Origin of the sequence: Kineobactrum sediminis, from assembly GCF_002868715.1 — a bacterium.
GTDB classification, from domain to species: Bacteria; Pseudomonadota; Gammaproteobacteria; order Pseudomonadales; family Halieaceae; genus Kineobactrum; species Kineobactrum sediminis.
This window is the reverse complement of sequence record NZ_PKLZ01000003.1, coordinates 140,486-165,209: the sequence shown is the minus strand read 5'-3', so window position 1 is coordinate 165,209 and position 24,724 is coordinate 140,486. Positions and strand designations below refer to the sequence as shown.

25 protein-coding genes are annotated in these 24,724 nt (G+C 60.3%); 13 read left to right on the top strand and 12 right to left on the bottom strand.

What is annotated here, in order from left to right; genetic code table 11:
* Positions 1-8 precede the first annotated feature (8 nt).
* Positions 9-1,139, top strand: coding sequence for a succinyl-diaminopimelate desuccinylase (dapE, locus tag CWI75_RS06105; RefSeq protein WP_101520600.1), 1,131 nt, complete (start codon positions 9-11; stop codon positions 1,137-1,139).
* Here the strand turns inward: dapE and CWI75_RS06100 are convergent.
* Positions 1,125-1,883 carry an SDR family NAD(P)-dependent oxidoreductase gene (locus CWI75_RS06100; RefSeq protein WP_101520599.1) on the bottom strand — a complete coding sequence of 253 codons (759 nt, stop codon included), beginning with the start codon at positions 1,881-1,883 and terminating at the stop codon, positions 1,125-1,127. The two genes, dapE and CWI75_RS06100, sit on opposite strands and share 15 nt — an antisense overlap.
* Positions 1,884-2,015: 132 nt before the next feature.
* On the opposite strand from CWI75_RS06100, the gene CWI75_RS06095 reads away from it, so the two are divergent.
* Complete coding sequence (locus CWI75_RS06095; RefSeq protein ID WP_101520598.1) at positions 2,016-2,795, top strand: SDR family NAD(P)-dependent oxidoreductase; 780 nt, start codon at positions 2,016-2,018, stop codon at positions 2,793-2,795.
* A gap of 16 nt (positions 2,796-2,811) precedes the next feature.
* Here CWI75_RS06095 and CWI75_RS06090 read toward each other — a convergent pair whose 3' ends face one another.
* On the bottom strand, positions 2,812-3,645 hold the full coding sequence (locus tag CWI75_RS06090) for a class I SAM-dependent methyltransferase (RefSeq protein WP_241521095.1): 834 nt from the start codon (positions 3,643-3,645) through the stop codon (positions 2,812-2,814).
* On the bottom strand, positions 3,635-4,978 hold the full coding sequence (locus CWI75_RS06085) for a hypothetical protein (RefSeq protein WP_175580199.1): 1,344 nt from the start codon (positions 4,976-4,978) through the stop codon (positions 3,635-3,637). Before CWI75_RS06085 ends, CWI75_RS06090 begins: the two co-directional genes overlap by 11 nt.
* A gap of 105 nt (positions 4,979-5,083) precedes the next feature.
* Here CWI75_RS06085 and CWI75_RS06080 point away from each other — a divergent pair, with 105 nt between their 5' ends.
* A complete protein-coding gene (locus CWI75_RS06080) occupies positions 5,084-5,578 on the top strand; it encodes a hypothetical protein (RefSeq protein ID WP_146003555.1) in 495 nt (164 codons plus the stop codon).
* 16 nt (positions 5,579-5,594) lie between these two features.
* On the opposite strand, the gene CWI75_RS06075 is transcribed toward CWI75_RS06080, so the two are convergent.
* The 3 genes from CWI75_RS06075 to dapA are packed head-to-tail and all read right to left on the bottom strand — an operon-like array spanning position 5,595 to position 8,306.
* Positions 5,595-6,359, bottom strand: coding sequence for an MBL fold metallo-hydrolase (locus tag CWI75_RS06075; protein ID WP_101520595.1), 765 nt, complete (start codon positions 6,357-6,359; stop codon positions 5,595-5,597).
* A 13-nt stretch (positions 6,360-6,372) separates the two neighbouring features.
* On the bottom strand, positions 6,373-7,434 hold the full coding sequence (gene bamC / locus CWI75_RS06070) for an outer membrane protein assembly factor BamC (RefSeq protein ID WP_241521094.1): 1,062 nt from the start codon (positions 7,432-7,434) through the stop codon (positions 6,373-6,375).
* Positions 7,434-8,306, bottom strand: a complete 873-nt coding sequence (gene dapA, locus CWI75_RS06065) for a 4-hydroxy-tetrahydrodipicolinate synthase (protein ID WP_101520594.1) — start codon at positions 8,304-8,306, stop codon at positions 7,434-7,436. Before dapA ends, bamC begins: the two co-directional genes overlap by 1 nt.
* A gap of 165 nt (positions 8,307-8,471) precedes the next feature.
* On the opposite strand from dapA, the gene CWI75_RS06060 reads away from it, so the two are divergent.
* From CWI75_RS06060 to CWI75_RS06040, 5 genes are read left to right on the top strand one after another with little or no spacing between them, the layout of a single operon-like run.
* Positions 8,472-8,987 (top strand): DUF3806 domain-containing protein, encoded by a 516-nt coding sequence (locus tag CWI75_RS06060; protein WP_241521093.1) that lies wholly within the window; start codon positions 8,472-8,474, stop codon positions 8,985-8,987.
* A 21-nt stretch (positions 8,988-9,008) separates the two neighbouring features.
* Positions 9,009-10,142: an MlaE family ABC transporter permease gene (locus CWI75_RS06055; protein WP_241521092.1), complete on the top strand. Its 1,134-nt coding sequence runs from the start codon at positions 9,009-9,011 to the stop codon at positions 10,140-10,142.
* Complete coding sequence (locus CWI75_RS06050) at positions 10,142-10,924, top strand: ABC transporter ATP-binding protein (protein ID WP_101520593.1); 783 nt, start codon at positions 10,142-10,144, stop codon at positions 10,922-10,924. Before CWI75_RS06055 ends, CWI75_RS06050 begins: the two co-directional genes overlap by 1 nt.
* A complete protein-coding gene (locus CWI75_RS06045) occupies positions 10,917-11,882 on the top strand; it encodes an MlaD family protein (RefSeq protein ID WP_162300007.1) in 966 nt (321 codons plus the stop codon). Before CWI75_RS06050 ends, CWI75_RS06045 begins: the two co-directional genes overlap by 8 nt.
* Positions 11,883-11,884: 2 nt before the next feature.
* Entirely contained in the window at positions 11,885-12,496 is a 612-nt protein-coding gene (locus tag CWI75_RS06040) for a PqiC family protein (RefSeq protein WP_101520591.1), read from the top strand.
* 17 nt (positions 12,497-12,513) lie between these two features.
* On the opposite strand, the gene CWI75_RS06035 is transcribed toward CWI75_RS06040, so the two are convergent.
* Entirely contained in the window at positions 12,514-13,275 is a 762-nt protein-coding gene (locus CWI75_RS06035; RefSeq protein ID WP_162300006.1) for an SDR family oxidoreductase, read from the bottom strand.
* 186 nt (positions 13,276-13,461) lie between these two features.
* On the opposite strand from CWI75_RS06035, the gene CWI75_RS06030 reads away from it, so the two are divergent.
* Positions 13,462-13,920: a Zn-ribbon domain-containing OB-fold protein gene (locus tag CWI75_RS06030; protein WP_101520589.1), complete on the top strand. Its 459-nt coding sequence runs from the start codon at positions 13,462-13,464 to the stop codon at positions 13,918-13,920.
* Positions 13,917-15,104: a lipid-transfer protein gene (locus tag CWI75_RS06025; RefSeq protein WP_101520588.1), complete on the top strand. Its 1,188-nt coding sequence runs from the start codon at positions 13,917-13,919 to the stop codon at positions 15,102-15,104. Before CWI75_RS06030 ends, CWI75_RS06025 begins: the two co-directional genes overlap by 4 nt.
* A 13-nt stretch (positions 15,105-15,117) precedes the next feature.
* Here CWI75_RS06025 and CWI75_RS06020 read toward each other — a convergent pair whose 3' ends face one another.
* Genes CWI75_RS06020 through CWI75_RS06000 form a run of 5 tightly spaced genes read right to left on the bottom strand, consistent with a single transcriptional unit; the run spans position 15,118 to position 19,080 of the window.
* Positions 15,118-15,984, bottom strand: a complete 867-nt coding sequence (locus CWI75_RS06020) for an HpcH/HpaI aldolase/citrate lyase family protein (protein WP_101520587.1) — start codon at positions 15,982-15,984, stop codon at positions 15,118-15,120.
* Entirely contained in the window at positions 15,981-16,394 is a 414-nt protein-coding gene (locus CWI75_RS06015; RefSeq protein WP_146003554.1) for a c-type cytochrome, read from the bottom strand. The genes CWI75_RS06020 and CWI75_RS06015 overlap by 4 nt, the downstream gene beginning before the upstream one ends.
* Complete coding sequence (locus tag CWI75_RS06010; RefSeq protein ID WP_101520586.1) at positions 16,391-17,920, bottom strand: FAD-dependent oxidoreductase; 1,530 nt, start codon at positions 17,918-17,920, stop codon at positions 16,391-16,393. The genes CWI75_RS06015 and CWI75_RS06010 overlap by 4 nt, the downstream gene beginning before the upstream one ends.
* Positions 17,917-18,615 (bottom strand): NUDIX hydrolase, encoded by a 699-nt coding sequence (locus tag CWI75_RS06005; protein ID WP_101520585.1) that lies wholly within the window; start codon positions 18,613-18,615, stop codon positions 17,917-17,919. Before CWI75_RS06005 ends, CWI75_RS06010 begins: the two co-directional genes overlap by 4 nt.
* A 9-nt stretch (positions 18,616-18,624) precedes the next feature.
* Entirely contained in the window at positions 18,625-19,080 is a 456-nt protein-coding gene (locus CWI75_RS06000) for a MaoC family dehydratase (protein WP_101520584.1), read from the bottom strand.
* 206 nt (positions 19,081-19,286) lie between these two features.
* Here CWI75_RS06000 and CWI75_RS05995 point away from each other — a divergent pair, with 206 nt between their 5' ends.
* From CWI75_RS05995 to CWI75_RS05985, 3 genes are all read left to right on the top strand, one after another.
* Positions 19,287-20,105, top strand: a complete 819-nt coding sequence (locus CWI75_RS05995) for a mechanosensitive ion channel family protein (RefSeq protein ID WP_101520583.1) — start codon at positions 19,287-19,289, stop codon at positions 20,103-20,105.
* A 141-nt stretch (positions 20,106-20,246) separates the two neighbouring features.
* Positions 20,247-21,554, top strand: coding sequence for an efflux RND transporter periplasmic adaptor subunit (locus CWI75_RS05990; RefSeq protein WP_101520582.1), 1,308 nt, complete (start codon positions 20,247-20,249; stop codon positions 21,552-21,554).
* The gene (locus tag CWI75_RS05985) at positions 21,551-24,682 is read left to right on the top strand and encodes an efflux RND transporter permease subunit (protein ID WP_101520581.1); all 3,132 of its coding nucleotides are present in this window, start codon (positions 21,551-21,553) and stop codon (positions 24,680-24,682) included. The genes CWI75_RS05990 and CWI75_RS05985 overlap by 4 nt, the downstream gene beginning before the upstream one ends.
* Positions 24,683-24,724 lie beyond the last annotated feature (42 nt).

Below are 24,724 nucleotides of genomic sequence, written 5' to 3'. Positions count from 1 at the left end.
GCCCGGACGTGGAACGAACACTGGAACTGTGCTGTGAGCTGATACAACGGGCCTCGGTAACGCCCGATGACGCCGGCTGCCAGGTGCTGATGATGCAACGCCTGCGCGCCATTGGGTTTCAGTGCACTCCACTGCGTTTTGGCGAGGTGGACAATTTCTGGGCCGTGCGCGGTGATTCCGGCCCGCTGCTGGTATTCGCCGGCCACACGGATGTGGTACCCACCGGGCCTGAAGAGGCCTGGGATTCGGCGCCGTTCAGCCCTACCCTGCGCGATGGCATGCTCTATGGTCGCGGCGCGGCAGACATGAAAGGCAGCCTGGCGGCAATGGTTATTGCCTGTGAGGACTTTGTCGCCGCCCATCCGGAACACCCGGGGCGCATCGGTTTCCTGATCACCGCCGATGAGGAAGGCCCGGCCGTCAATGGTACCGTCAAGGTCCTGGATTACCTGCGGCAACAAGGCGAACAGATTGACTGGTGTCTGGTAGGCGAACCCTCGAGCAGCGCCGAGCTGGGCGATGTGGTCAAGAACGGGCGACGGGGTTCGCTGGGGGCCGTACTCACGGTAAAGGGTGTGCAGGGACACATCGCCTATCCGCAGCTGGCCGATAACCCCATCCATCGCGCACTGCCTGCACTGCACGCCCTCAGCCTGCAGCGCTGGGACCAGGGTAATGATTTTTTCCCCGCCACCTCGCTGCAAATATCCAATATCAACAGCGGCACCGGTGCCACCAATGTCATCCCCGGCGAACTGACTGCGTTATTCAACTTCCGTTTTTCCACAGAGGTCACCGCGGCTGACCTGCGGCGGCGCACGGAAACACTGCTGGACGCCCATGCACTGGATTACAGTATTGACTGGCAGTTGAGCGGTGAACCTTTCCTGACCGCCAGTGGTGAACTGGTCGCTGCAGTCGTTGATTGCATTCGCGAGGCCACCGGGCTTGAAACCGAACTCTCTACAGCAGGCGGCACCTCGGATGGCCGGTTCATAGCGCCCACCGGTGCCCAGGTGCTGGAACTGGGCCCCGTAAACGCCACCATTCACCAGCGCAACGAGTGCGTAAGGACTGCCGACCTGCCCCGGCTTGCCGGACTCTACCAGGGCATTATCACCCGCCTACTCTGCCAGTGACTGCAACAGCTGCTGCAGACTGTCTCGCGCCATCTGTCGGTTTACCGCGCCCGGCACCACGATAACCTTGCCGGTATCCAGCGCCTCGAGGCTGGCCGCTACCACGGGCGCCGCCTCCATCCACAGCTCCTCGGGCATCCGCGTCTTGTCGAAGCCCTTGAAATAAGGGGTGTCGTGTATTTCCGTGCGGGTTAAACCCGGGCACAGGCACTGCACGGTAATATGGTCAGCCGCCACCTCGTGTTGCAGCGACAGGGAAAACTGGGGAAGAAACGCTTTACTGGCACCGTATACCGATGTGTCCTTCATGGTAAGAAAGGCGCCAATGGACGCGACGTTGATAATATGGCCGCCCCCGCGTTCGCGCATGAAGGGTACCGCAGCCCGGGTAAGCTCCAGGGTGGCATCGATGTGCAGCCGTATCATCTGCAACTCCGGCTCCAGCTCACTGCGACCGAAATCGCCAAAGGTAGAGAACCCTGCGTTGTTTACCAGGATATCCACCGGTCCTTTCTGCCGCAGCGCCTCCACCGTCCGGGTGACACCTTCCACGGTAGCCAGGTCGGCAACCACCGGCTCCAGCTTCACCCGGCCCGCCAGCTCTTCAGCCAGTGCCTGCAGTCTGTCGCCGCGTCGGGCCACGGCGATTATCGTCTCGCAACGGCCCGCAAGCTGGCGACAGTACTCCGCGCCAAGTCCCGAGGAAGCCCCTGTCACCAGTGCAATCATTCCATTTTTACCCATGCTCTTTATCCTTTAATCACGTCGGGGGTCAGGTCTCGCATTGTAGCAACCCCCTCTCCACAATTCGCGCAGGCAATCGCCTGCGTAATATCGTACCATCGGTATCCAAGGCTAATTTCCAGGAGACACCGCATGACAGGCAAGCGCACCGCTCTGGTAACCGGCGCATCGGCAGGACTGGGGGCGGAGTTTGCGCGCCAGCTCGCAGCTATGGGCTACAACCTGGTACTGGTAGCCCGCCGCGAGGACAAACTCCAGGCGCTGGCGAAGTCCTTGCAGGATACGTATTCCAACGACGTACTGATCGTACCCGCCGACCTGGCAACCGCTGCTGCACCGCAGGCACTCTATGACACTGTGCAGCAACAGGGAATCAACATCGACTTCCTGGTAAACAATGCCGGTATCGCCGGCCCCGATTTGCTCACCGACCGCGACTGGGCGGAACAACAGGCTTTTTTCCAGCTGATGATGCTGGCGGTGGCAGAACTGTGCCATCTGTTCATTCCCGGCATGCGCGAGCGGGGCTTCGGCAGGGTAATCAATATTGCCTCTGTCGCCGGGCGCATCCCCCGGGTGGGCGGCTGTAATTACGGCCCCAGCAAAGCCTATCTCATAGCGCTGTCAGAAGATCTCGCGGTGACCCTGCATGGCAGCGGTGTTAACGTATGCGCCCTGTGCCCAGGCTATACCCATACTGACTTCCACAGTACCGCGGGGTTGCAGGACATGAAAAACGGCACGCCGGGGTTTATCTGGTATGACGCCGAGGTTGTGGTTCGCGAGGGCATCCGGGCAGTGGAAAAAGGCAAACCGGTGTACCTTTCCGGGCGACTTTATCGCTGGCTGGACCCGCTGTTCCAGTCGCTGATCACCCGCCGCCTGTTCCGGATACCCGCCCGGCGCCAGTAAAAGTAAAACGCTGCGTTCAGGCTGCCTTCAAACTCTGCAACACGTGCACATCGTAACGTACCGCCTTGCCGCGAATACTGTGTGACGGAGGAATGCCAGCCAGTGGCGCGGCCTTCAGCGGTCGCTTGACCACCACCCGTGCAACCGGGCAGCGCAGCGCCCACGCCAACAGTCCGGCGGGCTCAGCGGTGGCATCTCCATTATCAAACAGGGCCTGAAACAGGGCCATTTCCTTTTTCACCGCAGCACTCTTGTCCCGTTGCGGAAACATCGGATCCAGGTAAATAACATCCAGCTCCCCCAGGCTTGAGGCAGCCAGGCTGCACGCCTCACCGGTCAGCAGTCTCATTCTCGCCGCAACCTCTCGCAACCAGGGTTCCTGCGCAGCGCTGGCACGCGCCAGGCCGCACTCCAGTAGTGCCGCAACCACCGGCTCCCGTTCTACCAGAGTGACCCGGCAGCCGAGATCGGCCAGCACAAACGCATCCCGCCCCAGGCCCGCGGTGGCGTCCAACACCTGCAGCGCGGGTTTCTTGCCCACACCGACTGCGCGGCCAAGCAACTCGTTCTGGCCACCTCGCCGCCGGTGACGCATTGCCCCGGCGCCAAAATCCACTGCAATGGCACCGGGTGCTGACTTACCCGGTGCCCGCAGCGCGAGGCCCTCGGGACCCACCAGCAACAAACCGACAAGCGTACCCGGAAGGTCTACCTGGCCTGCGTTGAGCAATGGCAGGCCCAGGCGCTGCGCCAGTTCAGCCGCTTTTGCCTGCAACACCGGCAACACCGGCTGAACCGCAATAACCGGGCCCGATACATCCATGGACCGCTGCAAAGATTCAGTCTTCACTGATGGATGCCACGTAACGACGCCGCTGGAGCATAACCGCCAACTCTTCACCCTGCCTGAGTGCCTGGTCGGCGTATCCGGACAGGTTATATCCGCCATTGGCTACCGCCTGCCTTCGCTCAATAACACCCGGGGGAGCCGCTGTTACCGGCCCGGGTAGTGCAGCCGCATCAAGCCCGAGGGCGAGCGTCGTATCGTCCAGTTCAATACCGGTTTCCAGATTGTACGCATGCCGTGAAAGACCGTGTTTGTCGATGATAATAAAACGGCGCGCCGCGCGACGGTCGCCGGGGTCCCTCGCGCCGGTGAGCTGACAGCTGATATGGCCGATCGACTTGCCGGCCAGTTGCACCCCGTTGAGCGCGGCCAGGGTATGTCGGCAATGGCTGATAAAGACCGGAGCAAGCACCCGTCCCGGCAACTCCGCCACACCCTCGACAGCGGCGGGAAGACAGCATTCGAAGTGGCCGATGAGGATCTGGCCAGGCATGGCCAGGTCCAGCATGCGCGACAATTCTATGGTGACATCGCCAACGATATAACTGTGGATTGTCGGATTGACTCCCTCGGCCTGGTACAGCTCGTAGTGACTACCGATATGATAGCCGGTGCGAATAACCGGCACCGTGTTGCCTCGCGAGGCTGCCCGGGCGGCGGCATTGTCAGCCACCACCAGAAGCATGAAAAACAGCAGGTTACGATTGGCTTCCGGGCCCAGGTCCCGATTCCAGACATAATAACCGTCGCCGGTCGTGGTTCTCGAAAAATTAACCTCTATGCCCTTGGTCAGCAGTTTGTTGTATGCCGAATTCAGCGAATACGACAAGCTGTTGAGTTGGCTGGCCTGCTGAAACGGGGTGGACAAGGCAAATTCCGCGATATCAAACAGCAATACTGCGCGGTCGCTGACATAGCTAAGCCCGTAACGTTTGATCAATTGTTCGACGCCGCTGATAACCGGCTCTTCTTCCACCAGTGGCGCGTCGAGCTTGATGAAACCGGGGGCGATATCGAGACGCTCGGCAATGGCAAAGAGTTCCTTGCGGCGTTTGCGGCGCTGCCCCGAAATCAGCTCGCGAATGAAAGCCTCATTGTCCGGTCCTTCATCCAGCCGGGCGCAGTAATTACCCAGAAAGTAATGCGGCACAAAAATGACCAGTACGCCGCGTTCGTCGGCACTCCAGCACAACACGATATTCTGTCCCAGGCGCCACTGTTTGCGCAGCGCGCGCTCCAGCGTCTTCAGGTTACCGCGCTGGACAATACTGATCGTGCTCTCCGGCTTGACTCCCACCGTACCGTCGATGCCTTCCAATTCTCCCGAAGAAACCATTCACTACTCGTTGTTATCCGCAGTACCGGGTACCATTATAGAGTGCTGCGCATGGTCAACGCCATGAGCTGCCAACCGGTAATTGACCGAGGGAGTGTCGCAACCATGGTTTTTCGTCTCGCCGCCAGCCTGCTGGTACTGCTTACCATAAATGGGTGCCAGCAGTACGATGTGAGCTTCAACGAGCGCGTGGTTTACAGCCCGCGACCACTGCTGGACGACTTTACTGTCGATGACCCGGGACTGCGTCGCTGTCTTGAACGTGCCATCAATGATCGCAAGATCAGCAGTGTTGGCGAACTGCAGCGCCTGGAATGCCAGGGCGCGGGAATACGGGACATCACCGGCCTGGGCCGGTTTTCGAGCTTAAGCCATGTGGATTTGTCAGATAACGCCATCAGCGGGGTTGAGGAGCTGGGTGTGATGCTGGAGCTGCGCACCCTGATTCTGGAAAATAACCGGATTGAAGACGCGACCCGCCTGTATAATCTGCCGGTGCTGGCGGTGCTTAACCTGCGGGGTAATCCCGGGCTTCGCTGCCCGGCGCCTGAACAGCTGCAACAGCTGGAGAAAGTGACCCTGCCTCGTCACTGCCAGTAACGGCGAAGGCTGTAAGTCAGGTCAGCGCCAGCCAGCCAAAGCCGCTGTCCTGGGCGGCAAATACTACCCGGCTGTCGAGCGGCCCATACACCGCCGCCAATTCTGCAGCAGCCTGCTGAGGGCAATTGTTCTGCTCGCTGATGTGCGCGACAACCAGATGCTGCAGGGACTTGATCCCAAGCTGTTGCAGTAGAGCCACGGCCTGGCCGTTATTGAGATGTCCCCAGTCGCCCGCCACGCGCTTTTTCAGTGCTGCCGGGTAGGCGCCCTGCCACAACATATCGAGATCGTGATTGAATTCCAGCACCAGCGCCTGAACACCCCTGAAACGTGCCACTACATGCTCTGTAATGCTGCCCAGGTCAGTCAAAACCCCCAGGCTGCGACCCAGATAACTGAGCCGGTACTGACAGGGCTCCCGGGCATCATGGGGCACGGCAACAGCCTCAATGTCCAGACTACCGATCCGGAACTGCTCCGCGCAATTAAAACAGTGTACCTGTGGACAGCCATCCAGGCGGCCGCTGCCGAGGGTGCCATGGGTCAGGTACACCGGAATATTGTGGCGCCGCGCCAAACGGGCCACGCCGGCACTGTGGTCCGAATGCTCGTGTGTCACCAGGATGGCATCCAACTGCTCGGGCGCGAGCCCCAGGGTAGCGAGCCGGCGAGCGGTCTCCCGCACCGAGAAGCCACAGTCAATAAGGACAACTGTATCTCCCGCCGCCACCACGGTGGCATTGCCTTTACTGCCGCTACCGAGGGACGCAAAACGCAGCATCGCGTCCGCTCTCCTAGTTGATATTACCCTTGATCAGTGCCAGTAAAGATTGCTCGTCACGTTTCGCGAGTGGTTGTTCCGCATCGGCCGGAGGCGCCAGGCGAATAGTCACCGCGCGCTCATCCTCTGCGGCAACGGTGACCAGAAAACGACGACCCACCAGGGGATTATCGTCGTCACCGCCGAACAGGGAGGAAAACCAGCCGCGCTCACTGTCTTCGTCGCTACCCAGGAAGCGTACGTAGTATACGCCGGTGCTGCGGTCGCGGTCGGTGATCTCGAACAGGGAATCCTCCAGCGCCTTGGCCAGGGACGCCCAGGCGCGGGTAAACGGCAGCCCCAGGCGAATATAGGCGTAGCCCTGTGTGGACTCCTCCAGGGTAATTTTGCCCTCGGCGCTCATGGCCCGGTCCGCTATCATGGAAACCGGTGCCGAATCGCTGCTGTTGGCAATAAACTGCGCTACCGCGCGCAACATCTCGGCTTCCTGCTCAAGATTATCGGACTGCTCGGGCCAGGTGTTGACGTCACCGGCCTGATCCATCTGCAGCACGTGCAGCTCACTGCTGCCGCGTTGTACCCCCTGCTCTACCCGAAAACGGAACCGGGATGCCATCGGCTGCCCCTCAAGCTCCAGCCAGTTACTGTCAATGATACCCAGCTGTGCATCGACCCGACCTACGCCGACCCCTGCCGCCGCCAGGAAGCTGCGTAACTGCGGCCACAACTGGCCGGGAGCTATTGCCACCACTGCCCAGTTTTCATCGCCAAGCGACTGAATACGCACCACATCCTGACCGGCCCCGGCCACCAGCGGTGTGGGTCGCGGCACTTCAAATTCGCCGGCCAACACCAGGTCCTCCCTCACCGGAGGAATGACGTAGATCTCCTGCAGCGCACTGGCGTCCTTACCCTCGGGCACCTTTACCGGTGGCAACTCCCGGGCTTTCTTGTAGTTCTCCGTCTCATCGGGGAACATGCCCTCATCCCCGAACAGGTAACTGCAGGCGCTCGCAGTCGACAGCAGTGCCACCGCCAGAACCGAACGCGTCATGATCATGCCGTAATATTTCATTAAATTCCCGCTGCCTCCAAAGCTGCCAGGACCTGCGCATGGTAGCGCTCATCCAGTGGCGTCAAGGGTAAACGAATACCCGACTCAATTAACCCGCGCTGTTGCATCGCCCATTTCACCGGAATCGGGTTGGCTTCCAGGAACAGGGCCCTGTTCAGGCCCGACAGGCGTTCATTGATACTGGCGGCCTGCTGGCGATCGCCCGCCAGCGCAAAGCGACACAAGTCGGCGATCTGCCGCGGTGCGATATTCGCAGTCACCGAAATATTGCCGTGGCCACCCGCCAGTATCAGCTCCATTGCCGTGGGATCGTCACCGGAGTAAATCGCGAAATCGTCCGGACAGCGGGCCTTGAAGTCCGCCACCCGCGGCAGATCGCCGGTGGCGTCCTTGATACCGATAATATTGGGAAGCGTCGCCAGGCGCACCACGGTATCGTTATCCATATCAACCGCGGTACGGCCGGGGACATTGTAAAGTATCTGCGGAATCGACACGGCTGCGGAAATTGCCCTGAAATGTTCGTACAAACCGCGCTGGCTTGGTCGGTTATAGTAGGGAGTCACCAGCAGGCAGGCATCGGCACCGTTATCTGCGGCAACCGTGGTCAGTTCAATCGCTTCCCGGGTAGAGTTGGCACCGGTGCCGGCGATAACCGGAATGCGGCCGTTAACATAACGGACACAGTGGCGAATAACCTCAAGGTGTTCGGGAACGCTGAGTGTTGCGCTCTCCCCGGTGGTGCCAACCGCACCAATAGCGCTGGTGCCGGCTATAATATGCATATCGAGAAGCCGCTCGAGACCTTCCCAATCGAGACTGCCATCGGCATGCATGGGTGTAACGAGCGCGACAATACTGCCGGTAATCATGAACAAACTCCAGAAATCTGCCGGATACGGGCCATAATGATCGGTCCCGTGAAAGAAGTGGGCAATTATCCATGCCGGGCAGCGGATAACAACCTGATTGCGGTAAAATGAATCGTCGCGGGGCCACACAGCCCTGTTTCAAATTCGACGCCGAAGGAGTATACCATGACCAATCGACACCCACTGCGTACGATTATGTCCCGTTGCCTCTTATTTATGCTTGCATTATCCATGCCCCTGGCGGCCCAGGATACCCCCCGCATCAGCGAACTGACGCCGGTTGACCGGCAATACATGGCGGCCCAGCGAGAGAGCGTCGAAGATCTCGCCCGTCGCCACTTCGGCCAGGGCTTTACCGGCGCGCGCGATCACGATCTCGAATTGCTGCAGCGACTGCTCGACCAGCGCCTGGTTCGTCCCACCCAGACCGAAAAACTGCAGGCAATGGGCGTCATCCTGGGCGATGTGCTGGCCGATGAGCTCGACATGCACTGGGTGATTTACCAGGACCGGGCGGGTCGAAGCCGCGCTCTGCGCTACAAGAAGACTGACAATTACCTGTTCCCGGTCACCATGATATCCAGGCGCCAGGAGGCCGGCAGCGATACCCCGGTAACCGCCATTTACCAAAAAGCCGTCGCCGCAATGGAGCCCGTGCTTGAGCCCTTACCCTATCACTAAACCGGTCCGGGGCGAGACTGCGTGAAAGTCGACTCCCCTCGCTTCGAGCTGCACGATGCGGACAGCGGCGAGCCTGCGATTCTTGAACTCAGCGGAGACTGGGTTCAGGGCCAGACGTTACCGCGGTTTGCAATGCTACGTCCGCAATTGACCGACACCAGGGCGACGCAGCTCAGCCTGGATACCGACAATCTCGGAGAGTGGGACTCACGGCTCATGGCTTTCCTGCTGCAATGCCGTAACTGTTGCGACCAACAGGACATCAAGTTCGATGCCAGCGCATTGCCCGACAGCGCCCAACGCCTGCTGCACATTGCCACTACCGTGCCCCGCCATCAGCGCCAGGGTGAGCCCCCCCGGCACTGGTGGCAGATAGGAAACCCCCTGGCCCTGTTGCGAAAGACAGGCCGCAACGTGGTTCAATCCGTTGCATTTTTTGGCGCTGTCTGTATTGCCCTGGGGCGACTCCTTGGTGGCAGGGCCAATACCCGCTTCGTCGATTTCTGGCACTTTTGCTACCAGACCGGCCCCAACGCCTTCGCTATCATCAGCCTGACCAGCCTCCTCGTGGGCATGATCCTGGCCTATCTCGGCGCAGCCCAGCTGCAACAGTTCGGGGCCGAAATTTACGTGGCGGACCTGGTGGTCATCGGCGTGCTGCGGGAGATGGGGGTACTGATGACGGCCGTGGTGATAGCGGGCCGCACGGGGGCTGCCTATGCCGCTCAACTGGGCACCATGCAGGCCAATGAAGAAATCGATGCGATCATCACCATGGGCATCTCACCCATTGAGTTTCTGGTGACCCCGCGCATTCTGGCCCTGCTGGTGATGATGCCGCTACTCACAATCTATGCCAACCTCCTGGGCATCCTGGGCGGGGCGCTTGTATCCGCCGGCATGGGCATCTCCATGCTCCAGTATGCCGGCCATGCCAGCGATGCGGTAAGCCTGACCCACATCGGGATCGGCCTGACAAAAAGTGTGGTGTTCGGCGCACTCATTGCCATTGCCGGCTGCCGGGCCGGAATCCAGTCGGGCCGCGATTCTGCGGCGGTGGGCCAGGCGGCGACCCAGGCCGTGGTGACATCCCTGATTTACCTGATTGTGGCGGATGCTGCAATTAACATTCTCTGCCAGCAACTGGATATTTGATGACTGACGATACCGCGGTTGACATCGAGGTGCGCGACCTGACCATGGCTTTTGGTGCCAATGTCGTGCAACGGGACCTCAACTTTGATATCAAACGTGGTGATATTTTCGTCATCATCGGCGGCAGCGGTTGTGGCAAGAGCACTTTGCTCAAACATATGCTGGGACTGATCGAACCCGCCAGGGGCGAAATTTTATATCGGGGCGAGAGTTTCACCCGGGCAACCAATGCCGAACGCGATGTCATGCGTCGCCGCTGGGGGATCACCTATCAGTCCGGCGGCCTGTTCGGGGCCATGACCCTGGCGCAGAACATCAGCCTGCCGCTGCAGCTGTACACGGATTATACCGCAGCCGAAATTCGCGATGTGGTGGATTACAAATTGTCCCTGGTCGGGCTTGGCGGCTTTGAGGGCTATTTCCCGGCGGAGATCAGCGGTGGCATGGAAAAACGCGCAGCACTGGCCAGGGCGATCGCCCTGGATCCCGATATCCTGTTTTTTGACGAGCCTTCGGCCGGGCTTGACCCGATCAGTTCGCGCCTGCTGGATGAGCTTATCGCACAACTGAAGGAATCCATAGGCGCAACGGTGGTAATGGTCAGCCACGAACTCGCCAGCATTTTCGAAATCGCCACCAATTCCGTTTACCTGGATGCCGACAGCCACACCATGCTCGACTATGGTGATCCCAGGATGCTGCGAGACCACAGCGAGCAACCGATTGTGCGACAATTCCTGTCTCGCAGCACTGAACACCAGGAGGAACCTGCCAATGAGTGACGACAACACACACAGTGTCGCCATCGGCGGCTTTGTCCTTGGCGGCCTGCTGATAGCACTGATTACGGTGCTGTTCGTGCTCGGCTCGGGCCTGGGCGGAGACCGCGACAAGGTCGTGATGGCCTTCGACAGCTCGGTAAAGGGTCTCTCCGTCGGCGCACCGGTAGCGCTGCGCGGGGTGGAAATCGGGCAGGTAACCGCCATCAACCTCATGCTTGAAAACAACGGGACCAATATCATCATGCTGGTCGAGGCACAGATTTCCAGTGCCAACATCCAGCGCGAAAGCAGCGGCACAGACCGTGTCATAGATGACCTGATCGACCGGGGCCTGCGCGCGCAGCTGAACATGCAGAGCCTGCTGACCGGTTTACTCTATGTCTCGCTGGACTTTCATCCGGATGCCCCGGCCGATCTCAGCCGGATTGACAGTCCCTACACCCAGATTCCAACCACGCCTACCGGGCTGGAAAAACTGACCCGGCAGATTGAGTCCCTGGATATTGCCCGGATCGCCACGGACGTACAGACTATTGCCGCGGGACTCAGTGCCTTTATCGACCAGGATGATTTCCAGCAGCTACCGCAGCAACTTGCGGACAGCCTGGCTTCCCTGGAGCTGCTGAGCGAGGACGTGCGGATCACGGTCGGAACAGTCGGGCCCCGCCTGGAGCAAGTGCTATCCAGCACCGAGCTGCTGGTCAACGACATGGGCGATGAGTTACCCCGGATAACCGCGACCGTCACCCAGAGCCTGGCCACTGTGCAGGCCGCGACCGACGCGTTTGCCGGTGCCATGGCAGAGATCGACGCCCTGGTCTCTTCGGACTCGGCCACCACCTACGAACTCAACACCGCTCTGCGAGAACTGGCGCAGGCCGCACAGGCCCTGCAACTATTGGCAAAAACCCTGGAGGAGCAACCCGAGTCGCTGCTCCGGGGAAAAAGCAGGAACTAGCCATGACCATTAGATTAACGTCGCTGGGAGTACTACTGGGTGCCTTGCTGCTGGCCGGCTGTGCCTCTTCACCTTCGTACAACTACTATCTGCTGAATGCCCGGGTCGCCGACGGGGTGGCTGGTGATGGACCTGCCCTGGGTATCGGCCCGATCACCATTCCCGAATACCTGAACCGCACCAGCATGGTTTTCACCCGCGGCAGCAATCAGTTGCGACTTGCCGACTACGATCGCTGGGCCGAACCGCTGGCCGAGGGCATTCAGCGGGTGCTCAGCCTCAACCTGTCCGCGGAGCTGGGCAGCCATAATATCCGCCCGCATCCCTGGGCGCGCAGCGATGTCCCCGACTATGCGGTACAGGTGTGGTTGCTGTCCCTGGATATCCACAACCAGCGCGCCGAGCTGGTGGCTGAATGGCGCGTTAGCCGGCCGGCAGCGAACCGTGATATCGAACGCCGCATCAGTCGCCTGTCCCGGGCCCTGCCCGATGCCAACTGGCAACCGGCAGACGCCGCCGCTGCCTACAGCGACCTCTTGCAGTCACTGGGCAGTGAGCTGGCCGCCGTTATCAACAATGCGGAAACAAAGCGGGAAGCGCAGCCCGGCTCCTGATCAGCACGGGACGCTGATCAGAACTGGTCGCTGCGCAGCATGGCATCGGAGCCGCCGTCCACGAAAAATACCGAGCCACACACAAAATCCGCCTCCTCGCTCAGCATGAAACGCATTACATTGGCGATCTGCCCCGGCTGGGCGGCCTCTCCCCAGGGCACACTCTCGCCAAACTGGCGCATCACATCGCCCAGCTCCGGATCGGCGAATACCTGCGCCGTGAGCGGTGTCAGGGTGATGCCCGGGGCGACGGCATTAAGCCGCACACCGGCTTTTGCCCAGGCGACAACGTTGCGCCGCATCCACACCGTCAGTGCCCGCTTGGAACCGGCATAAACCGACTGCCCGTTCAGGTCGGCCAGCGACGCCAGCGTGGCCTGCTCGTCTGCGGCGAGACAGGATTGCACAAACGGGTGGTCATTCTCGATCATCGGCGCCGAGTTGGAGGCGACCAGCAATACCGTGCCCCGGCGCATGCCCACCAGGTCCTTGAGGCCGGCAGCCATTTCTACCGCGGCAAAATAGTTAACCGAGGCGATAAGCTGCACGGGGGCCACAGGGGGCAGGCCCGCGCAGGCAATAAAACCATCAAGCCCATCGGCTGCCAGCTCGCGTACACCCGTCAACGCAGTCTCGCGACCCGCAGCAGTAGACAGGTCGGCGATGATGTCGCCCTCCCGGATATCAACTGAAATTACCCGGTGGCCCGCATCCGCCAATTGCTGCCGAAGTGCAGCACCGATACCGGTGGCTCCCCCTGTCATCGCATAAACTTTCATCGCCATACTTCCTGTCGCTGGAAAAGACGTCTATTGTCACTCAAGTTGATCACCAGCGGTGTTATCCCGGCGATGCAAGGCGGGGAGGACCAATTTTCTGAACCGCGAGTGCCGGGGCCCGCATCTGTCTTGCCTGCCGAGGATCTGCCGGAGTACCCTGCACCCGCCTATCACTGGAGTTAACTCATGAGTAACAAACCCCTGGCGCCCGCGATCGAAGGGTGGTTCACAATGGACGAGCAGCCCCAGCTGATCGGCAGCCAGTGCTGCCACTGCGAGACCTATTTCTTCCCTGCGCAAAACCGCTATTGCCGGAACCCCGATTGCGACAGTACCGAGTTTCGCGAGGCACTGCTAAGCCGCACCGGGCGCCTGTGGAGCTACACCAATGCCTGTTACAAACCGCCCGCGCCCTTTGTGGCAGCGGAGCCCTTTGTGCCCTACACCATTGCCGCGGTGGAACTTGAGCATGAACAGATGACAATCCTGGGCCAGGTGATCACCGGTGTTGATGTGAGCGACCTCAAGGTAGGCATGGACATGGAACTGGTGCTGGAAACCCTGCACGAGACGGAAGAAGACATCAAGGTCACCTGGAAGTGGCGACCAATGGCCGCAGCCATCACCGGAGGTAATGCCCAATGAGCCGTGAAGTCGTTATTATCGGGGCAGGCATGCACCCCTGGGGCAAATGGGGACATAATTTTGTTGAGTACGGTGTCGCCGCAGCGCGCGAGGCACTCGCCGACGCAGGCATTTCCTGGCGCGAGGTCAGCTTTGTATCAGGTGGTGCCACCGTGCGCTGCGGCTACCCCGGTTATGTTGCCGGCGCCACCTTCGCCCAGGCCCTTGGCTGGCAGGGCACGGAAGTCAATACGTCCTATGCTGCCTGTGCTTCAGGCTCCCAGGCGCTGGCTGCGGCGCGCAACAAGATCATGGCCGGCGACTGCGAGGTAGCCCTGGTAGTGGGCGCGGACACCACGCCCAAGGGCTTCCTGGCACCTGCGGGTGGCTATCGCCCTGAGGATCCGGATTGGGTACGGTTTTACCTGGGAATCACCAATCCCACTTACTTTGCCCTGTACGCGCGGCGCCGGATGGATCTCTATGGCGACACACTGGATGACTTTGCCGCGGTCAAGGTGAAGAACTCCCTGGTCGGCAGCAAGAATCCACGTGCCCGCTATCGCAAGTGCTTTACGGCAGAGGACGTTGCGGCATCGGCCATGGTCGCGGACCCCCTGCGGTTAATGGATATCTGCGCCACCAGTGACGGCGGCGCCGCACTGATCGTATGCAGTCTCGACTATGCGCGCAGGATCGGTAAAGGCGACGCCCCGCGCATCGCCGCCATTTCCACCGTGACCCCCAGCTTTGCCAGCGCCGTTGTGGAAATGCCCGACATAGCCACCGATTCGGCAGCGGCGGCGGGCATTGAAGCCCAAAGTTTCCGTGCCTCGCTACCGGTTAAGGCCTATGAAGAAGCAGGTATTGGCCCGGAAGATGTGGACCTGGCAGAGGTCTATGACCTGTCAACGGCGCTGGAACTGGACTGGATTGAAGACCTGCAGTTAACCCCCAGGGGCGAAGCGGCACAGTGGCTGCGCCGGGGTGATACTGCCCTGGGCGGACGCATCCCGGTCAATGTCTCGGGCGGCCTGGCCTGCTTTGGCGAGGCAGTGCCGGCCCAGGCCCTGGCACAGGTTTGTGAGCTGACCTGGCAGTTGCGGGGCCAGTCCGGCGACCGTCAGGTGGAGGGTGCCAGGGTGGGCATCACCGCTAACCAGGGTCTTTTCGGCCACGGCAGCTCGGTGATTATCAAACGCTAGGAGCCTGTCGGACTCAAGGCTCCTGGTCCAGCCTGGCAATATGCGCCGCGGTGTCCAGCACCCGGCGCGCCTCATCCACATGCATGGTCTCTATTAGCCTGCCGTCGAGCACCGCTACCGCCTTGCCCGACGCCATGGCCTCATCCCACACCTCAAGCAGGCATCGGGCATGCTCAACTGCCGCCGCCGAGGGACCGAAAACCTCGTTGGCAATCGCAATCTGGCCTGGATGAATCAGGGTCTTGCCATCAAAGCCCAGGGCGCGACCCTGCTCGCACACCGCACGCAATCCGGCCGTGTCAGTGATATCCAGGAAGACACCATCCAGTGCCATGATACCCGCCAGTCGCGCTGCCAGCACGCAGCGACCCAGCGCATAGTACAGGCCCGATCGCGTCGGATCCGCTGGCAGGCGCAGCTCCGCGGCCAGGTCCGTCGTGCCCATCAGCAACGCAGTGACATTGTCACTTGTCGCTATCGACTCCACCCGGGCAACCCCGGCGGGGGCTTCAATCATCGCCCACAGGGCCATGTCATCGCGCCCGCATTGTCGTAGCAGATTTCCAACCGCCTGCAACTGGCCAACCGACTCCACCTTCGGCAGGCACAGCGTAGAGATTGCGCTACCCGCCAACGCCCGCAGGTCGTCTGCGCCCCAGGGGGTCGACAGGGCATTACAGCGCACCACCAGTTTGCGAGGGCCGTAGCCGCCAGCCGCCAACTGCCGCAGCAGCTGTTCCCGGGCAAGCTCCTTGGCATCGGGGGCCACGGCGTCCTCGAGATCAAACACTACGGCATCCGCGGGCAGGCTCCGGGCCTTGTCCATCGCGCGCTGGTTTATCGCCGGCATGTACAGCGTGGAACGGGGGTTCATTGTCATTGCATTGGCTCCTGTGAACCACGCACCGAGGCGCGCTTCAAATAGGCGACAAGATCGGCGCGCTGCTGGGGGTCCGGCACACCCCGACTCATCATCGTGGTACCGGGGAACATCGCCAGCGGATCTTCCAACCACAGGTACAGCAGTTGCGGCGTCCACACGAATTTCGCTTCCCTGAAGGTGTCTGAATAGTAATCAAAACCCGCCTGTTTGCCGGCTACCCGACCAAAGATACGGTGCAGGCTGGGCCCGTTGTTATGGCCCATTTCCCGCTCCGGGTAATGGCAGGTACGACACTGGCCAAATACCAACCGGCCGCGCTCGGCGTCACCCTCCGGCATGGTAACGGGTGCATCCTCGGCGTGCAGCGCCGGTGCAAGCAGCAGTAACAACAGTGCTCGCCGAATCATGCCGATACCCCGCCGCTGCCTGCCGCGGCAACGCCAGCGCGGCGACCAAAGAAAGTACAATCGCCCACCGACAGGCCACTGGCGATGTAGGGTGCCACCGGCAACCCGGCCACGGTACGCCCGGCGGCATAGAGGCCGCGGATCCATTCACCACGGCTGTCAAGCACGCGGCTGTCGGTATCCGTATGCAGCCCGCCAAAAGTATGGGCGGTGAAAAAAGCGCGCTTGACCGACAGGTCCCAGGCGGTGAACGGTGGCTGCGCAAGGGGTGCCAGGTACTTTGACTGCTTGTGAAACAACGGGTCCCGACCGGCTGCGGCAAAGCGGTTGTAATAGGCGATGGTGTGCTGCAGCGCCCCCTGTGGAAAGCCCGCGCGTACAGCAAGGTCGCCAATGGTCGCGGCCTCCGCGACCGCCACAAAGTTGTCCTGGTGAAAGCCGAAATTGCTGGCGGCGTCGGTAATCAACCAGGCCTTGCCCTGCTGATGATAGGCAATCGCATCCCCGAGTACGCCATAGTAGGCGTCTTCACCGATAAATCGCTGGCCGGCGGCATTGACCACAATGCCGGCAAGGGTCGACTCCGGTGGATAGATGGGGGTAATGGCAAAACCCTGGTGCATGCGCAGGGTTTCCGCACCCACGGCCACACCCATGGCAATACCTTCACCCAGATCCCCGGCGTTGCCCCAGGGCGCTGAACAATCGAATAGCGCCGGTGCATGGCGCTGCACCATATCCCGGTTATGGATAAAGCCACCGCACGCCAAAACCACACCACGGCGGGCGCGAATGTTGTACAAGGCGTCCCCGGCGGCTACCTGCAGGCCAGCCACGCGACCATCGCTTTCCACTATGAGACGGCGGGCGGAAGTACTGGCACGCTGGGTCACACCAAGGCTGCCGGTCCGGGCCAGAAGTGCCTCCATCAGGCTTCTGCCGCCAGTCATGCCGGGCAGCCCGGGAACATGGCCGCGAGGCGCCGGCCGGGATCGCTCGCGAGCAGGCCAGGCCAGCTCGTTACCGGAAAAATACAGGGACTCGTCACCCAGGGTGAGTTCCTTCACATCGGTAAAGCGGTTGTTATAGGGCACACCCTGGGCCACCAGCCAATCAAAGTGCTCGACACTTTCTTCACAGTAGCGCTGAATCTTGTCCAGCTGCGGGTGGCCACCACTATTCCCGGCAATAAAGCGGTACATATCCTCTGCAGTGTCCTCAAAACCGGCTGCCCGTTGCAGTGACGTCCCGCCGCCGGCATAGACGACACCACCCGACATGGCGGACGAGCCCCCAAAGCGCGGCAGTGATTCAATCAGCAGGACCTCCGCACCCGCCAGCCGGGCCTCAATCGCCGCACTGCAGGCGGCCGAACCGGAACCTGCCACCAGTACGTCGGTGGTTTCATCCCAGCGAGTTACCTCGCGCGCCGCCAGAGGAGCCGCATTGCCGGTCAGCGCGATACCGGCGGTGGCCCCTGCCAATCCAGCGAGCAGCTGCCTGCGCCCAATGCCGGAGCGGCTCACAGCCCCGGATCCCTTATGTAGTCAAGCTGGTAGTCGATCATGTAAGTTCGATGTCGCGGCCCATCCACTGTTTCACAGCACACTTCGTATCCGGCATCTCCGGCATAGAGAAAGCAGATGCCCCCCTCCACCTGCACCATGCGCGGCTCGAACATCAACGGTTGCCGGGCCCGAACGACCTCCTGTGCACTCGCGATACACTCATGGGGCGCCAGGTCCGCGAGACTGACAAAGGTGGGCGGCATCAGGCGAAAAACGTTATCGGTATCGCGAATTTCAGTAAACGCCTGCTGCGGGGTTAGCCAGCGGTGAGCGGAGATTTCGCCGCCATCCACACAGACCTCCTGCGCATCGTCCAGTACCGCCAGGAAAAACCAGGTAGCGTAACGCCTGCGCGCACCTTGCGGCGTGGTCCAGTGCGACAGGTAGCTGAGTTGGTCCGGGGTCAGCGCCAGGCCCGCTTCCTCCCGGGTCTCCCTGATGGCCGCATTACAGGCGGCAGTATAGTCGTCGCCGTCCTCGGCGTAGTCACCGGCATCCACCCGGCCGCCGGGAAACACCCATTCACCGCCCATATGCTTCAACGCCTTGTTGCGCTGCAGCAGGAGAACTTCCGGACCGGCTTCCGCGTCACGCAGTACCACGACCGTCGCCGCGGGATGCACCGGCACCTGGTTATCGCTGAGTTCGATCATCGCAGGGCCCTACGCATAAAAGCGGCTGATGGTATCAATCACACAGCCCGGACGATCACTGTTTTCCACTTCAATCGTTATCCGCACCACAACCTGAACGCCTCCTTTCACCTCCTCGGCACTGATAATTTCCCCTGCGCCCCGCACCCGGCTACCCACGGGTACCGGCGCTGGAAAGCGAACCTTGTCACAGCCGTAATTAACACCCATCGAAACGCCATGCACTACCAGCAGTTCCGGCAAGAAGAGGTTTGCCAGGGACAGGGTCAGGTAGCCATGGGCGATGGTCCGTCCGAAGGGACCCTGCGCGGCGCGCTCGGGATCCACATGTATCCACTGGTGATCACCGGTAGCGTCAGCGAACAGGTTAATCCGCTCCTGGTCAATCAGCAGCCAGTCGCTGTGCCCCAGCGCCTTGCCTTCGCTGCCCAGCAGCGCGGAGGGTGTTGAAAATTCAATTGCCATGGTCAGTTTCTATCCATTCCCGGTAAACAGTAGGCGGACTATAGCATCCACCTTCGGCAGGGGCAGCCGCCGTGGTTCAACGTTCTTCACCAACCGGCAGTGAGCGGTAATATTCCACGGTTTAGCCACAGCTGCGCCTGTAAAAGCTGAAAATATCGCCCTGTTTGGTTATATTGCACCGTAAAATCACAGTAAGGAACAAGACCATGCCAGAGAACCTGGACCTGAACACCGTTGCCGAAACCTACCTGATACCCTGGGGAGTCCGAATAGTCCTGGCCCTGGCCATTTTCTATATCGGCCGCCTGGTGGTCTTCACCATCATTAACCTTATCGTCAGGCTGATGCACGCGCGCAACACCGACGAGGTACTGGTCAAGTTCCTGTCCGCCATCCTGCGCTGGGTCCTGTTGCTGTTCGTGATAATCGCGGCGCTCAGCCAGCTGGGGATCAACACCACCTCCATGGTCGCCCTGCTCGGCGCCGCCGGCCTGGCAATCGGCCTGTCTCTGCAGGGTTCGCTGTCCAATCTGGCCGCGGGTGTACTGCTGATCATGTTTCGGCCCTTCACCAAAGGCAATTTTGTCGAAGCCGGCGGCGCCATGGGTTCGATTGAAAGCATCGGCATTTTCAGTACCACGCTGACCACACCCGACAACAAGGAAGTGATCATTCCCAACAGCGCGATCATCGGCAATAACATCACCAACTTCTCGGCACGTGCCACCCGTCGCGTAGACATGGTTTTCGGTGTCTCCTATGGTGACGATATCCGTAAGGCGAAACTTTTGCTGGAAGAGATTATTGCTGCCGACGAACGCGTCCTGGCTGATCCGCCACCGAACATAGTCGTGGGTGAACTCGCCGATTCCAGCGTCAATTTCCTGGTCAGGCCCTGGGTTAATGCGGCTGATTACTGGCCGCTATTGTGGGATACCACAGAAGCGGTGAAAATAAAGTTCGACGAGGCAGGACTGACTATCCCGTTTCCGCAGGTGGATGTGCATATCCCCCCCAAAGACTGAGACTGAATCCGCAGACCAGCAGTATTTCACAGAGTCAGCAAGCGCCGTGTGATATAACACGCGCCTGATCTGTTTACTTTCCACCCGGCAGACTGACCACGCCGGGTGGCTTAATCGCCATCCCCTGACTGGTACTCATCTGTGGTTTCCGTAAAACGCCAAATAGCCATCGCCGCGGGCCTGCTGGCAAGCGCCATCGCTGTCACTCTGGTTCTTTATTTCAACAGGCCCCCAACGGACATTACCGAGCCGGTCTACGTCCCTGTCACGGTTGACGTGGTCGTTGCACAAAAGGAAACCATTCGCATACCGGTGCAGGCCCAGGGCACGGTGTCTCCGCTTCAGGAGACATCCGTGATGGCAGAGGTGGAGGGCCGTATTGTTGAAGTGGCTGCCGATTTCACGGTGGGCAGTTTCCTGCAAGCGGGTGACATCCTGCTGCGCATAGACCCGCGTGATTATGAAACCCGGCTCGCCCGCGCCCGTGCCGCTCTCAAAAGTGCTGAAAGTACGTTAATGCAGGAGCAAGGGCGCGCAGACGTCGCCCGTCGGGAGTGGGAAAAGCTGCCCGCCGGCAGCCAGCGCAGCGACGAGGCACGCGATTTGTACCTGCGCAAACCGCAGCTCGCGGAAGCCCAGGCGCAACTTCAGGCGGCCAGTGCCGACGTCATTACCGCACAGGACAACCTTGACCGCACCATTGTACGCGCGCCCTATGCTGCGCTGATTCGTGCCAAGCACAGTGAACTCGGCCAGTACGTGGCGCCCGGCAGTGCACTTGCCGACCTGTTTGCCGTGGATTTTGCAGAGGTGCGCCTTCCCATAGCCCAGACCCGTCTCCCCTACCTGGAGCTGCCGCCGCTCTTTAACGGGGACGCGGACGAATACCACGCTGCTCCCGTTGACCTGTATACGGATGTAGGGGGCGAGGTTTACCACTGGCAAGGGCAACTCCAGCGCAGCGAGGGCGTGTTCGACGAGCGCTCCCGGGTATTATTCCTGGTGGCCCGTGTAGAGGACCCCTACGGTGTGCAGACGCCCGGACGAGAGCCGCTGAGAATAGGCACGTTTGTCACTGCAAACATCACCGGCAAGCCAATATCGGGCCTGGTTGCCCTGCCCCGTTACGTGCTTCGCGCCGGCGACATGGTGCCGGTTATAGACGACAACAACCGGATACGTCACCGCAAGATCACCGCGCTACGTACCGGCGGCGACCTGGTCTATATCTCTGCCGGGCTTGATGAAGGCGACCTGGTTATTCTCACCACCCTCGATAATGCCTTGACGGGCTCTGAGGTCAGCGTGCAATCGCGCATCGGCAGTCGCGAATTGAGACGCGGCCAAAGTGCACCTGGCGTGCTGGAAGAGGAAGCCGAAGCCACTCTGACTGTCGCTCCCGCGACAGCGCAAACCGAACAGGCCGAGAGGTCGGGTTACCCGCGATGAACCAGAACCGGCACAAGGGCATTATCGCCTGGTTCGCCCATAACCCGGTAGCGGCAAACCTGCTCATGCTCATTATCCTGGTGGTGGGTCTGGGTTCGGCATTTACCATCCAGCGCGCGATGTTTCCCGTGCTCAATATCGACGCCATCATGGTCAATATGTCCTACCCGGGCGCCGCGCCGGAGGAAGTCGAGCAAGGTATCGTTTTCAAGATTGAGGAGGCCATTAACGACGTCGACGGCATCAAGCGGGTCGAATCCGATGCAATGGAATCCCATGCCAGGATTTTTATCCAGCCCCTTGATGGCACCGACATCACGGTATTGATGGACGACATCAAGAACCGGATCGATGCTATCCAGCACTTCCCGGAAGATGCCGAGAGACCCATCATCAGCCAACCCGAGTTGTTGTTTCCAGCGTTGACACTGCAGCTCTCGGGGGAACTTGACGAGCGCAGCATGAAAGCCCTCGCCGACGACATGCGTCGCGAGCTATTGGCCCTGCCGGAAGTCTCCGCCGCCGAGGTAACAGGGGCGCGAGACTATGAAATCTCGGTGGAAATATCGGAGGAACGACTACGCGAATACCATCTTACCCTCGGCGGCGTGGCCGACATTATTGCCAGTTCTTCAGTCAACCTGCCGGCCGGTTCGGTGCGCACCGAACAGGGCGATATCATGCTGCGCACACTCGGGCAGGCCTATATACAACAGGATTTTGAGTCTATTGTCCTGCGCAGCTGGCCCGATGGCACCCGCCTGCTGCTGGGCGATATTGCCACCGTTAAAGACGAATTCGAGGAAACACGCAGCTTTGCCTCCTTCAACGGACGCTATTCGCTGGGTATCCAGGTTTTTGCCATGGGCAGCCAGGACATTATTGATACTGCTGCCGCCACCCGCGCCTGGCTGGATGATATACAGCCGCAGTTACCGGCGGCGGTCGAGCTGGTAATCTGGGGCGACATCACGTATTACCTCGAGGGACGCTTGGGAATGATGCTGAAAAACCTCGCCCTGGGCGCATTGCTGGTGTTCATCGTACTGGCGTTGTTCCTTGAAATAAAACTCGCCTTTTGGGTGATGCTGGGCATTCCGGTCTGCTTTCTGGGGGCCATGGCGCTGATCAACACGCCCTACATTCACGCCAGCCTCAACATGATCAGTATTTTCGGCTTTATTCTGGTGCTGGGTATCGTGGTGGATGATGCCATCATCATGGGCGAAAGCGCTTACGCCGAACAGGAACGGCGCGGCCACAGTATCGATAGCGTTATTGACGGCGTGCAAAAAGTTGCCACGCCAGCCACCTTTGGGGTTCTTACCACTATCGTGGCCTTCGCGCCGACACTGTTCATTGATGGCGTTTTCGCTGCCTTTCCCGAGGCCTGCGGCTGGGTAGTCATCCTTTGCCTGGTGTTTTCACTGGTGGAATCGAAGTGGATCCTGCCCGCGCACCTGGCTCACAGCAGTCCCACCAGGAGTCGCCTGCTGCTATCGATAGACAAGATCCAGGAGGGAGTCAACAAACGGCTGAAGCACTTCATTCAATACCGTTACAGCCCGCTGATGCAGAAGTGCGTTCACTATCGCTACGCGACTCTCGCGGGATTCCTGAGCCTGTTAATCCTGTGCACCGGACTGTTGGCCGGCGGCGTTGTACGTACCGTGATCAGTCCGGATGTGCCGGGCGAATTCATTAATGCGGAATTGCGCATGTCCGAAGGTACTCCCGAGGAGCGCACCCAGGAAGCCATTAGCAGTATTGTGGCCGCACTCAGGCAGGTAGAACGTGATTACCAGCAGGACACAGGCCAGGATGCCCGCCTGGTGGAGCATATTTCCGCCTATGGCAGCGACCGCATCAGCGGTGGCGTCGATATTGAACTGACCAAGGAAGACCAGCGCAGTATCAGCACCCGTGAAATCGAACGCCGCTGGCGCGAGGCCGTGGGCGTTATTCACGGCGCAGAAGTATTGTCGATCAGCAGCGCCGACGGCCCCGGCTTCGGCCCGGCAATCGCCTTTGACCTGCAACACAGCGATTTCACCTTGTTGCGTGCAGCCGCCAATGATCTTGAAACGGCCATGCACAGGTACGATGGCGTGTTCGATATCCGCAACGGCGCCAGCGACACTACCGATGAATTCCATATCGATATCCTGCCAGAGGCAGAGGCCCTGGGCCTGGATCGCCTCGCTGTCGCCAGCCAGGTGCGTCACGCTTTTTATGGAGCCGAGGCGCAACGGGTACAGCGTGGCATAGACGAGGTCAAGGTCATGGTGCGCTATCCCCGGGCGGACCGTGAAACCATCAACACCCTGAACACCATGTACATACGCACGCCCGAAGGCGATGAAGTGCCCTTTGACACCGTTGCTGAAATCAACGTGGAGCAGGGACTGCTCAAGGTTACCCACATCAACTATCAGCGCGCGGCGGAAGTCACCGCTGAAGTCAACAAGGACCTGGTGGAGCCATCGCGGGTAGTCAGTGACATCGAAAACAATGTAATGCCGGCACTGATGCAAAAATATCCGGGATTAAGCTATGGCCTGGCGGGCCTGGCTGATGAGGAAGCAAAGCTGCTCAAAAGCATGGCTATTGGCTTTGGCCTCGCATTATTCGGGATTTACGCCCTGCTGGCCGTACCTACCCGCTCTTACCTGCAGCCGTTTATTATCATGGGGGTTATTCCATTTGGTGTCATTGGCGCCATTGTCGGCCACTGGATCACCGGCTATCCCCTGAGCATGATGTCGCTGATGGGCGTTATTGCCCTGAGCGGGGTGGTGGTCAATGACAGCCTGATTCTCGTCGACCATATCAATAACTCGATCAAGAGTGGCGTTGATGGGCTGCAGGCGGTCATTGATGCCGGTACCCGCCGTTTTCGAGCGATCCTGCTGACATCGTTGACCACTTTTTTCGGGCTGGCCCCGATGCTGCTGGAACGCAGCGCCCAGGCACAGGAGATTGTCCCCATGGCGATATCGTTGGCCTTTGGTATCGTCTTCGCAACGGTGATTACCCTGTTGCTGGTGCCCAGCCTCTACATGATCTTGCTGGACCTGAGGGCCTGGGCTGAACGCCGGGGCAGCCGGGCGGCTGCCGCAGTCAACTAAACAAGCGCCGCTTCCGCACCGGCAGCAGCGCTTGCCGTGCCC